Here is a 12,619-nt window from a genome sequence, read left to right on the forward strand (position 1 = left end):
TCCATCAATTGCGACGAGCGTAGCAACTTGCATGGGCCGGGTGAAGCTCGCTTCGTCGCGCGCCCTGCGCAACTGGTCGAGAAGAGCCCGCAAATCTAATGCAGGCGGAGGATGTTCGGGTTGGCCGCCTCGCGTTCCGCGCGTTCGGCGGCGCGCCAATGGGGCCTCATATTGCGCGCAAAGATGAATGCTATAAGGACCGCCGGCGCAAAAATCGCGGTCAGGGTTTCGATATGCAAATCGTCCGGACCCGGAATGCCGCGCGCCGACACCATTGTGGCCACCACCGCCATGGCGAGCGCGGCGACGAGATAGGGCCATGGCGCGCGCTGCTTGCGTTTTTCCAACAGCTTGAACAACGGCGCGCCAAGCGCGACGCTGGCGAAAAAACCAACCAGAAAAATCATGAATGAAACGAGCAAGGCGCCGAGCACTGCCGCCAGCAGCGCCGCAAAGGAAAAATCGGCAACCAACACGCCCGCCAGCGTCACGAGGAGCGTCATCACCCCGCCCGCGCCGGCGCCCGCAAGCACCGCCACAACCATGTTCTCGAAGGCGACATTGACGCGGATCTGATCGAGCGTGTCCTGCGTCCGGTCCTTCGCCGGCAGCATTTATTCCGCCGCGATTTTCGCTGCGCCGCTCATGACAGCGGAACATTCCGCCATGGTCTTCGACGCACGGGCGATTGGATTGGTCAGATAGTAATCGGCCACAGCAGAAACGAAGGGTGCAGCATCGAGCGCGCCTGCTGCGCCGACGGCGTTGACGTCAAAGCGCTCTTCCGCAGCATCGAGCTGATCGATGCGGCCAAGGGTCGGCGCGTCCGCGATCATCGCCTGACGCAGGGCGAACATGTCGTCATATGGCAGGGTCGTGCCGATGCGCCCGGACAAGGCGCGAATGATCGCCCAATCCTCGCGTGCATCTCCCGGCGGGAAGCTGGCGCGATTGGCCATCTGCGCGCGGCCTTCGGTATTGACGAAAATCGCACTCTGTTCGGTATAGGCGGCGGCCGGGAAAATCACATCCGCATGGCGGGCGCCGGCGTCGCCATGGCTGCCCTGATAGACGACAAAAGCGCCAGCGAGGCGGCGCGCATCGAATTCGTCGGCGCCGAGATTATAAACGAAGTCGATTTCGCGATTCTCGCAGCCGTCGAGGATGCCGGCGAAATTCTTGCCGCCCTCGCCCGGCAGAAAGCCGAGATCAAGCGCGCCGACCCGGCCCGCAGCCGTGTGCAATACGTTGAAACCGTTCCAGTCGCCGCGAATGGCGCCGACAGCGTCCGCAAGTTTAGCCGTCGCATTCAATACCGCAGCGCCATCCTCGCGGATCAGCGCGCCCATGCCGACAATGACGACCGGGTTTTTCGCGGCTTTCAATGTTTCAAAGAACGCGCCCTCGCCTTTCGCCAGCGAAGTCAGCGTTTCTGGCCCTGCGCCAAGATAGTCGTAATCGTAGGACAGATCTTTTTGTTCGCCGATCAGGCCGACCTTCACATTGAGATTGCCCAGCCACGCTTTGCGAATGCGCGCATTGACCATCGGCGCCTCGATGCGCGGATTGGTTCCCACAAGCAAAATCACATCCGCCTGTTCGAGATTGGCGATACCCGTATTGAACAGATAGCTGCGGCGATCGCCGGTTCCGATTTTCGCGCCATCCTGACGGCAGTCGAGATTGGTCGAGCCAATCGCCGCCATCAGGTCTTTCAGCGCTTTCACCGCTTCAGCAGGAACAAGATCGCCGGCCAGCGCCGCGACTTTTTCTTTCGGTGTGGCGTTTAATTTTTCCGAAACGGCGGTGAAGGCTTCGTCCCAGCTAGCGGGAACCAGCTTGCCGTCTTTACGGATATACGGCTTGTCGAGGCGCTGGCGCTTCAGCCCGTCCCAGACGAAGCGCGACTTGTCGGCGATCCATTCCTCATTCACGCCTTCATGCAGGCGCGGCAGAATGCGCAGGACTTCGCGGCCGCGCGCATCGACGCGAATGTTGGAGCCGACGGCGTCCATGGCGTCGATCGATTCGGTTTTGCGCAGCTCCCACGGGCGCGCATTAAAGGCGTATGGCTTCGAGGTCAGCGCACCCACGGGGCAGACATCGATCAAATTGCCGGTCAGTTCAGACTCAACCGCCTTTTCGAGATAGGTGGTGATTTCCGCATTCTCGCCGCGATTGACAAGACCGAGATCATCGACGCCCGCAATCTCCGTCGCGAAGCGGACGCAACGCGTGCATTGAATGCAGCGGGTCATGATCGTCTTGATCAGCGGGCCCATATATTTTTCTTCGACCGCGCGCTTGTTTTCCGCATAGCGCGAACCGTCGCGGCCATAGGCCATGGCCTGATCCTGAAGATCGCATTCGCCGCCCTGGTCGCAAATCGGGCAGTCGAGCGGGTGATTGATCAGGAGGAACTCCATCACTCCTTCACGCGCTTTTTTCACCATCGGCGTATTGGTGAACAATTCCGGCGGCGCGCCGTCCGGGCCGGGGCGCAAATCCTTGACGTTCTGGGCGCAGGAAGCGACCGGCTTTGGCGGCCCGCCCTTCACCTCAATCAGGCACATGCGGCAATTGCCGGCGACCGAAAGGCGCTCATGGTAACAAAAGCGCGGAATCTCCTCCCCCGCTTCTTCGCATGCCTGCAGCAGCGTGAGATTGGAGGGGACTTCGACTTCCCGATTGTTGACCTTGATCAGCCGCTTGTCAGACATCGCTGGATTTCCCGTTTTCGGACCCGCGCAAGGGGTGATTCCCGCTTGCAACAGCCCCTGCATAAAGCGGAATTCTTCAATGACAAGCGCCGGATTGTCCCGCCTGCGCGAAACTGCGCCCGCTAGTCGCGGTATAGGCGGTCTTCGAGGCGGGCGAGGCTTTTCGCCAACCCCTCCTGACGCAGCAACATGCGCTGGCCGGCGCTGGCGGCGCGCTGGCATTCTTCATGGAGGCCGCCAAGCCGCGCGTCGATCTGGCCCAGCAGCGCCGTGAGGGCGTCCACCTTTTCGCCAAGCGCCGCCAGCCGGCGGTCATAAGTGTCCTTTGCCCCGCTGTTGTCGGTGTCCCTGTTTGCGTCCGTGTCTGCGTTCTGCATCGCCTCATCGCCTCCCTCATGGCTCGACCGCGTTGGCTCACAATTGCGACCCTGACTCGATAAATTTGCGATTTTGTCAACGTTTGCAGCAAATTGTTGCGATTTTGTCCATCGCAATTCAACCCCTTGCCTTTCATGTTGCTCGCCATGCAACGGGAAGTTGACTGGATTATCGATGCCTTGGCGCGCGACCGGACGAAAACAAAATCCGGACTCGCAGACGCGCTGAACATCGACAAATCCGGCGTGTCCCGCATGCTGCGCGGCGACCGTCGACTGAAATTCGAGGAAGCCCAGCGCGCCGCCGATTATCTGGGCGTCAGCCCCGGCGGCGGGTTTGCGGAAAACACCGCCGAATTCGAAGGCGAGCCGCCAGCAGCGCCAGATGACGGGACGGCCCCCCTTTATCGCGCAACGGCTGGCGAGGCCGGCGTCTGGACCATCGACCGCAGCTCAATCATCGAGCGCCGGCCGCGCGCGCCGCAATTTTCCGGCGCGGATCTGGTGTTCGGCTTTTACGCACCGGACAACGCAATGGCGCCGCGTTTTTACACCGGCGAGGTCGTATGGACGAACCCGGCCCGGCCCGCCGCCACCGGCGAGGACGCCATCTTGATGCTGGAGACCAGCGAAACGGCTAGCCTGAAACTGTATCTGTGCGTTCTGGAGGAAATATCCGCGACGCAACTCACCGGCTTTCAATATGGCGTCGGCGAACGGCGCAACGTCCCCGCGCCCCCATGGCGCGCCGCCCATGTTTATGGACGCGGCTGATTAACCTGTTCCCTCTTGCCAGGCGTTACTGTCCGCAGACTGATGATGTGGGCAAGGCAATAAAAAACGCCCGGCTGCGAAATCAACGCAAGCCGGGCGCTTTGGTCTCTGTGTCTGCCGAAGCTTAAAGAACGCGTTCTTTAAGGTCTTTCGACGGACGGAAAGCGACTTTCTTGGACGCTTTGATTTTGATCGCTTCGCCGGTCGCCGGGTTGCGGCCCATGCGTGCTGCGCGGTGGCGAACCTGGAAAATGCCGAGGCCGCCAATGCGGAGCTTCTTGCCTTTTTTGAGGTAGCCGCCCATGCGGTCGATCAGGTCAGCGACAACAGTCTCGGCCTGTTTCTTCGGCATCTCATAAACTTCTGCGAGTTCCGCTGCGAGGTGCTTGATTGTCAACACATCGGGGAGCGGTCTTTTCACAGCAGCTTTTTTCTTAGCTGGCGCTTTTTTCGCCGGAGCTTTTTTGGCGGCGGCTTTTTTCGCAGGCGCTTTTTTCGCCGGGGCTTTTTTGGCGGCTGCTTTTTTCGCCGGGGCCTTTTTTGCAGTTTTCCGTTTTACGGCCATGTCAGTATCCTTTGTCAGTCATTGAATGCTCAAAGCAGCCTAAAACTCGGGGGTTCCGCCTGCTGTGTTTTTATTATTGCGTGTGATTCGCGCGAGAGTGAGACTCTAAAAAGCGCATTTAGGCCTATAAAATCGAGCTTTTCAGGCCTTTTGGGCGCCTTTTTTCATGATCCACTCATGATCGGCGTGGTTTCCGACCATGAATTTGTACTCCGCGACCTTCTCAAAACCGTATTTCCGGTAGAGATTTTGGGCCCGTTCATTCTCCGAATAGACGCCCACATAGAGGTGATCAAAGCGGTCTTCAAGCCATTCCAAAGCCGTATCCATCAAGGCTTTTCCAAGCCCCAGACCTTGCGCCGCGCGCGCCAGATAGATGCGTTGCAGCTCGCCGGAACGCGGCGGCAGGTCCTGTTCCGGCAGCCCGCAAGGCCCCGCCGTCGCATAGCCGATCACGTCTCCATCGGCGCTTTCGGCGACCCAGACTTCCGTTTCGGGATGGCCGATGAAATCTTCGTAATAGGCGAGCGAATGATAGTCCGAGAGAAAGCTGTCGAGGTCTTCGCGATTATAGAGACGCCCGAACGCATCGATGAACGTTGCAGCGCCGAACTCGGCGAGCACAGATGCATCATCAAGCGTCGCGCGCCGGATCTCTACTTGCCGGCTCATTCCGCCGCGGCGACGGCCACATGCGGGCGGTCATTGCGATAAAGGTTGATGCGCTCTTCGATCTCGTGACGGAAGTGACGGATCAAGCCCTGCACCGGCCAGGCCGCCGCATCGCCAAGCGCACAGATGGTGTGCCCCTCGATCTGCGTAGAGACTTCCATCAGCTTGTCGATTTCCGCTGTGGTGGAATCGCCAATCGCCATGCGTTCAAGAACGCGCCACATCCAGCCCGTGCCTTCGCGGCAAGGCGTGCACTGACCGCATGATTCATGCTTGTAGAAATAGCTGATACGGGCGATGGCGCGAACAATGTCGGTGGACTTGTCCATGACGATCACCGCCGCCGTGCCGAGGCCGGATTTCACATCGCGCAAGGCGTCAAAATCCATCAGCATGTCGTCGCAAATATTCTGCGGCAGGCAGGGTACGGACGATCCGCCGGGGATCACGGCTTTGAGATTGTCCCAGCCGCCGCGCACGCCGCCGCAATGGGTGTCGATCAGCTTGCGCAACGGAATAGACATCGCCTCTTCCACATTGCACGGACGATTAACGTGTCCGGATATGCAGAAGACTTTCGTGCCCTTGTTGTTGTCACGGCCGAATTTCTGGAACCAGTCGGCGCCGCGGCGCAGGATGGTCGGCACCACCGCAATCGATTCCACGTTGTTGACCGTGGTCGGGCAGCCATAAAGCCCTGCGCCAGCCGGGAATGGCGGCTTCAGGCGCGGCTGGCCCTTCTTGCCTTCAAGGCTTTCCAGGAGCGCGGTTTCCTCGCCGCAGATATAGGCGCCGGCGCCGTGATGCACATAGCAATCGAAATCCCAGCCGGAGCCGGCGGCGTTCTTGCCGAGCAGGCCGGCGGCGTAGGCTTCATCGATCGCCGCCTGAAGATTGTTGCGCTCGTCGACATATTCGCCGCGAATATAGATGTAACAGGCATGCGCCTTCATCGCGAATGACGCGATCAGGCAGCCCTCGATGAAGAGATGCGGATCATGGCGCATCATCTCACGGTCTTTACAGGTGCCGGGCTCGGACTCGTCCGCGTTCACTACGAGGTAGTGCGGGCGCTCGCCCACTTCCTTCGGCATGAAGGACCATTTGAGTCCCGTGGGGAAGCCCGCGCCGCCGCGCCCGCGCAAGCCGGAATCTTTCACCTGCTGGATAATCCATTCAGGACCCATGCGGATCAGATCCGCCGTGCCATTCCAGGCGCCGCGCTTTTTCGCCTCTTCCAGCCGCCAGTCATGGAGGCCGTAAAGGTTCGTGAAAATCCGGTCTTTATCTTCGAGCATCATGTTGAAACCTTGTCGCTCAGTTCGATGTTGTTTCGCTGTTCGGTTTGGCCTTCAGCGCTTTGCCATGCGCGTTAAACCAGCGCAGAAAAAGCGGGCCAAAAATAATGGCAGTCCCAACCACGCCGCCAATCAGATGCGTCAGGTTTTGGGTGTAAAAATAGATCCCGACCACTGCGATCAACACGGCGCCTTCCAGAAGGGCGAGATTCATCAGCCCCCTCATGGCTTCGCGCCGATTGATGTCGTCGGGCGTTTCCATAGCGCCCTACTCCGCCGGCGCTTTCGGCGCTGAATTCGGAATTTCTTTCAGCGGCGCAGCGCGCGAGCCGTCATAGAGCGAGGGATCGAGCAATGTCGTGTTGTCGCCTTCGGGATCGGAGGTGTGACGGCCCGGATGCTGGGTGCCGATTTTGACTTTCTCGCCGCGGCGCAGTTTCGCCAGCAGGTCTTCGAGAATTTCCGGCGTCAGGTCTTCATAATAATGATCGCCGTCCTTGGTGGAAATCTGGATCATCGGCGCGTTGGTGCAGGCGCCGAGGCATTCCACTTCAAGCCAGGAAAGCTTGCCGTCATCGCTGACATGGTTTTCATCGCCAATGACGCGCTTGCAGACATCACGCAATTCATTCGAGCCGCGCAACATGCAGGGCGTCGTGCCGCAAAGCTGGACGAAGAACTCGCCGACCGGCGCGAGATTGAACATGGTGTAGAAGCTCGCGACCTCATAGACGCGGATATACGGCATATCGAGCTGGCGTCCGATCAGCTCCATCATCGGGATCGAGCACCAGCCTTCCTGCTTCTGGCCGCGCCACAGAAACGGGATCACGCAGGACGCCTGCCGGCCTTCCGGATATTTCTTGATCTGCGCGTCGCACCAGGACTGATTTTCAGGCGTCCATTGAAAGGACGCAGGCTGGTCTTTTGCAGGGCGGCGGCTCGCCATGGCTTATCTCCTCGGCCGGGGGCCGCATGAGGCCCGCCGGTATTGATTCCATTGGGGTGAGACATAACGGATTGGCCGCGAAACGGAAGGGGTGAGGTGTCGCAAGCCGCCCGGAATTCGGTCCAAATCCGGCCCTAATCCAGCTCCACCTCGTTCAGGGCCGCCGCGTCCTCAAAACACCCCAGGCAGATGACGCCGATATTCTCTGGTCCGAGCGCCTCAAACGCCTCCTGAGACAGCTCGTTGCACTCGGTGCAGACAGCATCCCAGACGCCATCCGGGCCGCGCGACCACCAGAATCCCTTGGGTTCGCCCTCTTTGATCGATTCGATGATGTGCACGCAGACAAAGGTCTGAGGCTGTTTGCCATGGGTGCCGCAGGTGACGGAGGGGACTTGCATTTACGTTTCTGTCTTGGGTTGGATCGCATCAAGTTGTTTTTGCGCGCCCTCGATCTGACGGCGCAGGGCGGCGCGGCGATAGGCTTTGACCTGCGGCCCGAGAAAAGGCAACCGCCCGATCAGCCCGCGCCGCAGCGCGATGACCAGGGCGAGAATCGCGATGCCCGCATAGCCGGCGATCTGGGGCGGCATGTCGCCCTGAACCATATACATTCTGAGCGGGACAATCCCGAAGCCCATCACCAGCCCGAAAATCGCGCCATAGATCGCCGCGCCCAAATGCACATGCCAGGCGGACATGTCGCAATGGCGCTTTCGCAGCGTTGCGAGCGAGCCGACCACGAAAAAAATCATGATCATCACCGCGACGAAAATCTCGATGTAGAGATTCATGCCGGAGGGGTAAGAGGCGTTCGCGCTCAGATCATTCACGATATGCGCTCGCCATTAAAGCTTAAGTTTAAATGTGATGGTGGTTTCCAGATTGGTCCCGCCATTTTCCGTAGGCTCATAAGACCAGAGCATGAGTGAGGAAGCTGCGGACTTCACAACGCAGTCGTCATCCGTGGATAACAGCCTTAAATTATATGTGTATCCATCCGGTGTGACGTCATAAACAAACTTGACTTCTTTATGCGGAGATTTGTCACCCAACATACACCGTTCTTCATAAACAGGCGCAGACTGACATAATAGCTTTGGCTCTTTGCCAGCTTGCGCCAGTTCAGATTGCTGGATCGGGAATTTCTTGTGCAGCCTCTCGCATGTTTTGAGGTAGTTTCTTGATTGCATGATCTCCCGGCGCTGGTCGTCCAGCGACTTTTCCTCGGCAATCGCAATCGAAAAAAGGGACGGAACGGCGCAAGCCACAGCAACAACTTTCCGAAGCCCGAATTGTTGTCGCTGCATGGCGCGCCTACCGATCAATTTCACCGAAAACAATGTCGAGCGAACCGAGGATCGCCGAGACGTCAGCCAGCATGTGGCCGCGATTGATCCAGTCCATCGCCTGCAAATGCGGGAAGCCCGGCGCGCGGATCTTGCAGCGATAAGGCTTGTTCGAGCCGTCGGAGACGAGATAGACGCCGAACTCGCCTTTCGGCGCTTCAACCGCCGCATAGACTTCGCCCGCCGGGACGTGAAAGCCTTCAGTGTAGAGTTTGAAGTGGTGAATGAGGGCTTCCATATTGCCCTTCATGTCGGCGCGTTTGGGCGGCGCGACCTTGCCGTCCGTGGTCATCACCGGACCCGGCGTTTCACGCAGCTTCGCAATCGCCTGCTTCATGATGGAAACGGACTGATACATTTCCTCCATGCGGCAGAGATAGCGGTCATAGCAATCGCCGTTTTTGCCGATGGGAATCTGGAAATCATATTCGTCATAGGACTCGTAAGGCTGCGCCCGGCGCAAATCCCACTGAATGCCCGACCCGCGCACCAACACGCCTGAAAAGCCCCAAGCGAACGCCTCTTCCTGCGTCACGACGCCAATATCGGCGTTGCGCTGTTTGAAGATGCGGTTGTCGGTGATGAGGGTTTCGATGTCCTTCATCTTCTGCGGGAACTGGTCGCACCACGCATCAATGTCGTTGATCAGTTGTTCAGGCAAATCCTGATGCACGCCGCCGACGCGGAAATAGGCCGCATGCATGCGCGAGCCTGAGGCGCGCTCATAAAAAATCATGAGCTTTTCGCGCTCTTCAAAGCCCCAGATTGGCGGCGTCAGCGCGCCCACATCCAGCGCCTGCGTGGTGACGTTGAGAATATGCGAGAGAATGCGGCCAATCTCGGAGAACAGCACGCGGATATGCTGCGCGCGTTTCGGGACTTCGATGCCGAGCAGTTTTTCCGCGGCGAGGCAGAATGCATGCTCCTGGTTCATCGGCGCCACATAATCGAGACGGTCGAAATACGGAATCGCTTGCAGATAGGTCTTGTACTCGATCAGCTTTTCGGTGCCGCGATGCAGGAGGCCGATATGCGGATCGACGCGCTCTACGATTTCGCCGTCAAGCTCAAGCACCAGGCGCAACACGCCATGGGCCGCCGGATGCTGCGGGCCGAAATTGATCGTGAAATTGCGCTCGGATGAGGCGTCAGACGTTGAATCTTCGGGATTGATGTGACCATCAGCCATGTCTAGGCGCCCTTCTCTTCGGCTTTTTCATCGCCGGGCAATACATATTTCGCGCCTTCCCATGGGGAGAGATAGTCGAAATTGCGGAACTCCTGCACCAGCTTCACCGGCTCATAGACAACGCGTTTCTGCTCGTCGTCATAACGCACTTCCACATTGCCGGTGAGCGGGAAGTCCTTGCGCAGCGGATGGCCTTCAAAGCCGTAATCGGTGAGCAGACGGCGCAGATCCGGATGGCCGGAAAACACAACGCCGAACATGTCGAACGCCTCGCGCTCGAACCAGTCAGCGCAGGGAAATACATCGGTGATCGTCGGGATCGTCTCGGTCTCACCAAGCTGCGCCTTCACGCGGATGCGCGTGTTGTTGTGCATGGAAAGCAGGTGATAGACGACATCGAAACGCTGCGACCGCTGCGGGTAATCGACCGCGGTGAGATCGATCAGCACCAGAAATTTAGCCAGCAGATCGTCGCGCAGAAATTGCATCACCGGCACGATGCGGTCGGCGCGCACGTCGATCGTCAACTCGCCATGCTCCACCCGCCAGGAGCGGATGTCGGCGTCTATGGTCGCGGCGATATGTTCGCCCAGTTCTTTCAGTTCTTCACTCATCCAGTCCGCCTGCTATTGGTGCGCCTCATTCGCCTGCCGCCACAACTTCGATCTCCACAAGCCAGTCTTCGAGCAGCGTGCCGGCGACGATCGCGGTTGTGGGAATTTTTCTGCCGTTAAGCGCTTTCAAACGCGCTTTGGCGTTTTTCTCCGCGAATTCCGCGTCCCTTAAGTATGAAGTCAGTCGAACAATGTTGTCGACGCTCATGTCGGCGCTGCCCAAGATCGTGCGAATGTTTGACCATAACAACTCGAGCTGATCGTCAATTCCCGCGCCCGCGCTCCAATCCGGCTTCAGTCCCATGGTGCCTGAAACAAACAGAAACCGTCCGGGATTTTTGACTTCGATCGCATGCACGAAATCGTCGGCCGGATAGATGCCGTCTGTGGGGTTATGGACTGTTACTTCCACCAGAGGATTACCTTACAATCGAGCCTTCGCGGCGGATCTTCTTCTGCAGTTGCAGAATGCCGTAAACGAGCGCCTCCGCCGTCGGCGGGCAACCCGGCACGTAAATGTCGACCGGCACGATCCGGTCGCAGCCGCGCACCACCGCATAGGAATAGTGATAGTAACCACCGCCATTGGCGCAGGAGCCCATGGAGATGACGTAGCGCGGGTTCGGCATCTGGTCGTAAACCTTGCGCAGCGCCGGAGCCATCTTGTTGGTCAGCGTGCCCGCAACGATCATCACGTCAGACTGGCGCGGGGATGCGCGCGGGGCGAAACCAAAGCGCTCAACGTCATAGCGCGGCATCGACGCCTGCATCATTTCAACGGCGCAGCAAGCGAGACCGAAGGTCATCCACATCAGCGAGCCGGTGCGCGCCCAATTGATCAGCGCATCCGCCGGGGCGGTGATGAAGCCACGGTCAGCCAGTTGATCGGACAGTTCTGAATAGAACGGGTCTTTCGCCGACGGGTTGTAGCCCGGCGCGCCAACGCGCGCGGCGGTTCCGTAAGGAAGTTTGGATTGGTCTAGCGCCATTCCAGCGCTCCTTTCTTCCACTCATACAAAAAGCCGACTGCAAAGACGGCGATAAAGACGAACATCGACCAGAAGGCGAAAATCTGGAAATCGCGATCCGCGCCCAGTTCCGGGTTGAACAAGGTCACCGCCCAGGGGAACAGGAACGCCACGTCGAGATCGACGATGATGAAGAGAATGGCGACGATGTAGAACTGCACATCGAATTTCATCCGCGCATCATCGAAGGCGTTGAAGCCGCATTCATAGGTCGAATTCTTTTCGGGGTCGGGCTCGTTCGGGGCGATAATCACCGGGGCGATCAGAAAGCCCAGCGCAAGCGCTATGGCGATCCCCAGAAAAACGATGATCGGTAGCCAGTCGAGCAGAAAATCGGCGGTCGCCACGGGATATGTCTCCTGAAGAGGCGCGCCCGGAAGCCGGGCAAATACGCGCGGAACCTAGAAAGGTGCGGGCGCAAAGGCAACGCGAATTCGGGTCGGATTCGAGGCGAATTCACTCGAATCCGGGCCGTGAGACCCTTCACCGCAGTTTTTCGGCGCCTAATCTACTTCCGAGAGGGCGTCTTCAAGCTCTTCGGCGAACTCGCCTTCCTGCCCTTCGCTCAGAAACTGGTCCCAATCCTCCATTTCCCAGAACCGCTCATCGAGGAGGCCGGCGCGAATCGTTTCCGGCAAATCATCGATCACGAGGGTTTTCTGGGCGTCGCGATCTGAGGCGAAGGCGGCCAGATCGGCGATGTCATCGGCGGTCAGGTAAATAGTGTAGCCGAGCTCAATCGCCTGCAGCTCGATCATCGCCGGGGCGCCGCGCCACATTCGGGCGGCGAAATCCAGCGGATCGACCCCCGGCGCGCCAATTTCCACATCCAGCGCCGGCGCGGCCTTGCCGCCCACCCCGTTGACGGAATGGCAGATGACGCAGCCTTTTTCCACAAATAGCGACTTGCCGACCAACGGATCGAGATTGCGGGAAACCGCCGGTTTCAGGCTGACGGAGGCTTCGTCGACCGCCGGCGCCGGGCCTGAATTCTCCGCGCTGCAAGCGCCAAGCGCGACGATGCCCGCCATCACGGCCAATTTTTTCGTTATCTGCGTCATTTCAAGCTCCGGGCTGTCCCGTC

General features: G+C 59.0%; 18 protein-coding genes. 1 reads left to right on the forward strand and 17 read right to left on the reverse strand.

Features of this window, described 5'->3' with window-relative positions:
- Positions 1 to 95 precede the first annotated feature (95 nt).
- From AC0L8G_RS18255 to AC0L8G_RS18265, 3 genes are all read right to left on the reverse strand, one after another.
- Positions 96 to 614, reverse strand: coding sequence for a hypothetical protein (locus tag AC0L8G_RS18255; protein ID WP_473385581.1), 519 nt, complete (start codon positions 612 to 614; stop codon positions 96 to 98).
- A complete protein-coding gene (nuoG, locus tag AC0L8G_RS18260) occupies positions 615 to 2,720 on the reverse strand; it encodes an NADH-quinone oxidoreductase subunit NuoG (RefSeq protein WP_473385582.1) in 2,106 nt (701 codons plus the stop codon).
- A 122-nt stretch (positions 2,721 to 2,842) separates the two neighbouring features.
- Positions 2,843 to 3,097: a hypothetical protein gene (locus AC0L8G_RS18265; RefSeq protein WP_473385583.1), complete on the reverse strand. Its 255-nt coding sequence runs from the start codon at positions 3,095 to 3,097 to the stop codon at positions 2,843 to 2,845.
- A gap of 147 nt (positions 3,098 to 3,244) precedes the next feature.
- On the opposite strand from AC0L8G_RS18265, the gene AC0L8G_RS18270 reads away from it, so the two are divergent.
- The gene (locus AC0L8G_RS18270; RefSeq protein ID WP_473385584.1) at positions 3,245 to 3,871 is read left to right on the forward strand and encodes a helix-turn-helix domain-containing protein; all 627 of its coding nucleotides are present in this window, start codon (positions 3,245 to 3,247) and stop codon (positions 3,869 to 3,871) included.
- 124 nt (positions 3,872 to 3,995) lie between these two features.
- Here the strand turns inward: AC0L8G_RS18270 and AC0L8G_RS18275 are convergent, their stop codons facing one another.
- The 14 genes from AC0L8G_RS18275 to AC0L8G_RS18340 all read right to left on the reverse strand — a co-directional run bounded on the left by AC0L8G_RS18275 (position 3,996) and on the right by AC0L8G_RS18340 (position 12,596).
- Complete coding sequence (locus tag AC0L8G_RS18275) at positions 3,996 to 4,292, reverse strand: HU family DNA-binding protein (RefSeq protein ID WP_473388908.1); 297 nt, start codon at positions 4,290 to 4,292, stop codon at positions 3,996 to 3,998.
- Between the two features lie 285 nt (positions 4,293 to 4,577).
- Positions 4,578 to 5,108, reverse strand: coding sequence for a GNAT family N-acetyltransferase (locus AC0L8G_RS18280; RefSeq protein WP_473385585.1), 531 nt, complete (start codon positions 5,106 to 5,108; stop codon positions 4,578 to 4,580).
- On the reverse strand, positions 5,105 to 6,406 hold the full coding sequence (gene nuoF, locus AC0L8G_RS18285) for an NADH-quinone oxidoreductase subunit NuoF (protein WP_473388909.1): 1,302 nt from the start codon (positions 6,404 to 6,406) through the stop codon (positions 5,105 to 5,107). The genes AC0L8G_RS18280 and nuoF overlap by 4 nt, the downstream gene beginning before the upstream one ends.
- Positions 6,407 to 6,425: 19 nt before the next feature.
- Entirely contained in the window at positions 6,426 to 6,668 is a 243-nt protein-coding gene (locus AC0L8G_RS18290) for a hypothetical protein (protein WP_473385586.1), read from the reverse strand.
- A 6-nt stretch (positions 6,669 to 6,674) separates the two neighbouring features.
- Positions 6,675 to 7,355: an NADH-quinone oxidoreductase subunit NuoE gene (nuoE, locus tag AC0L8G_RS18295; protein ID WP_473385587.1), complete on the reverse strand. Its 681-nt coding sequence runs from the start codon at positions 7,353 to 7,355 to the stop codon at positions 6,675 to 6,677.
- Between the two features lie 134 nt (positions 7,356 to 7,489).
- Positions 7,490 to 7,756: a hypothetical protein gene (locus tag AC0L8G_RS18300; protein ID WP_473385588.1), complete on the reverse strand. Its 267-nt coding sequence runs from the start codon at positions 7,754 to 7,756 to the stop codon at positions 7,490 to 7,492.
- Entirely contained in the window at positions 7,757 to 8,188 is a 432-nt protein-coding gene (locus AC0L8G_RS18305) for a hypothetical protein (protein ID WP_473385589.1), read from the reverse strand.
- 15 nt (positions 8,189 to 8,203) lie between these two features.
- The gene (locus AC0L8G_RS18310; RefSeq protein ID WP_473385590.1) at positions 8,204 to 8,665 is read right to left on the reverse strand and encodes a hypothetical protein; all 462 of its coding nucleotides are present in this window, start codon (positions 8,663 to 8,665) and stop codon (positions 8,204 to 8,206) included.
- A 7-nt stretch (positions 8,666 to 8,672) separates the two neighbouring features.
- A complete protein-coding gene (locus tag AC0L8G_RS18315) occupies positions 8,673 to 9,893 on the reverse strand; it encodes an NADH-quinone oxidoreductase subunit D (protein WP_473385591.1) in 1,221 nt (406 codons plus the stop codon).
- 2 nt (positions 9,894 to 9,895) lie between these two features.
- Complete coding sequence (locus AC0L8G_RS18320; protein ID WP_473385592.1) at positions 9,896 to 10,507, reverse strand: NADH-quinone oxidoreductase subunit C; 612 nt, start codon at positions 10,505 to 10,507, stop codon at positions 9,896 to 9,898.
- Between the two features lie 25 nt (positions 10,508 to 10,532).
- Complete coding sequence (locus tag AC0L8G_RS18325; protein ID WP_473385593.1) at positions 10,533 to 10,919, reverse strand: RidA family protein; 387 nt, start codon at positions 10,917 to 10,919, stop codon at positions 10,533 to 10,535.
- 7 nt (positions 10,920 to 10,926) lie between these two features.
- Positions 10,927 to 11,496 (reverse strand): NuoB/complex I 20 kDa subunit family protein, encoded by a 570-nt coding sequence (locus AC0L8G_RS18330; RefSeq protein WP_473385594.1) that lies wholly within the window; start codon positions 11,494 to 11,496, stop codon positions 10,927 to 10,929.
- Positions 11,487 to 11,882: an NADH-quinone oxidoreductase subunit A gene (gene ndhC / locus AC0L8G_RS18335; RefSeq protein ID WP_473385595.1), complete on the reverse strand. Its 396-nt coding sequence runs from the start codon at positions 11,880 to 11,882 to the stop codon at positions 11,487 to 11,489. The genes AC0L8G_RS18330 and ndhC overlap by 10 nt, the downstream gene beginning before the upstream one ends.
- A 156-nt stretch (positions 11,883 to 12,038) precedes the next feature.
- On the reverse strand, positions 12,039 to 12,596 hold the full coding sequence (locus AC0L8G_RS18340) for a c-type cytochrome (protein WP_473385596.1): 558 nt from the start codon (positions 12,594 to 12,596) through the stop codon (positions 12,039 to 12,041).
- Between the last annotated feature and the right edge of the window lie 23 nt (positions 12,597 to 12,619).

The sequence above is a fragment of the Hyphococcus sp. D3-15 genome (assembly GCF_055809375.1).

Excerpts from the sequence above, each read along its gene's own strand:
- AC0L8G_RS18340 (WP_473385596.1), bottom strand. The coding sequence starts at position 12,596 with ATGACGCAGATAACGAAAAAATTGGCCGTGATGGCGGGCATCGTCGCG.
- AC0L8G_RS18290 (WP_473385586.1), bottom strand. The coding sequence starts at position 6,668 with ATGGAAACGCCCGACGACATCAATCGGCGCGAAGCCATGAGGGGGCTG.
- AC0L8G_RS18300 (WP_473385588.1), bottom strand. The coding sequence starts at position 7,756 with ATGCAAGTCCCCTCCGTCACCTGCGGCACCCATGGCAAACAGCCTCAG.
- AC0L8G_RS18315 (WP_473385591.1), bottom strand. The coding sequence starts at position 9,893 with ATGGCTGATGGTCACATCAATCCCGAAGATTCAACGTCTGACGCCTCA.
- AC0L8G_RS18310 (WP_473385590.1), bottom strand. The coding sequence starts at position 8,665 with ATGCAGCGACAACAATTCGGGCTTCGGAAAGTTGTTGCTGTGGCTTGC.
- AC0L8G_RS18330 (WP_473385594.1), bottom strand. The coding sequence starts at position 11,496 with ATGGCGCTAGACCAATCCAAACTTCCTTACGGAACCGCCGCGCGCGTT.
- AC0L8G_RS18270 (WP_473385584.1), top strand. The coding sequence starts at position 3,245 with ATGCAACGGGAAGTTGACTGGATTATCGATGCCTTGGCGCGCGACCGG.
- AC0L8G_RS18320 (WP_473385592.1), bottom strand. The coding sequence starts at position 10,507 with ATGAGTGAAGAACTGAAAGAACTGGGCGAACATATCGCCGCGACCATA.
- AC0L8G_RS18280 (WP_473385585.1), bottom strand. The coding sequence starts at position 5,108 with ATGAGCCGGCAAGTAGAGATCCGGCGCGCGACGCTTGATGATGCATCT.
- nuoE (WP_473385587.1), bottom strand. The coding sequence starts at position 7,355 with ATGGCGAGCCGCCGCCCTGCAAAAGACCAGCCTGCGTCCTTTCAATGG.
- nuoF (WP_473388909.1), bottom strand. The coding sequence starts at position 6,406 with ATGCTCGAAGATAAAGACCGGATTTTCACGAACCTTTACGGCCTCCAT.
- nuoG (WP_473385582.1), bottom strand. The coding sequence starts at position 2,720 with ATGTCTGACAAGCGGCTGATCAAGGTCAACAATCGGGAAGTCGAAGTC.
- AC0L8G_RS18255 (WP_473385581.1), bottom strand. The coding sequence starts at position 614 with ATGCTGCCGGCGAAGGACCGGACGCAGGACACGCTCGATCAGATCCGC.
- AC0L8G_RS18265 (WP_473385583.1), bottom strand. The coding sequence starts at position 3,097 with ATGCAGAACGCAGACACGGACGCAAACAGGGACACCGACAACAGCGGG.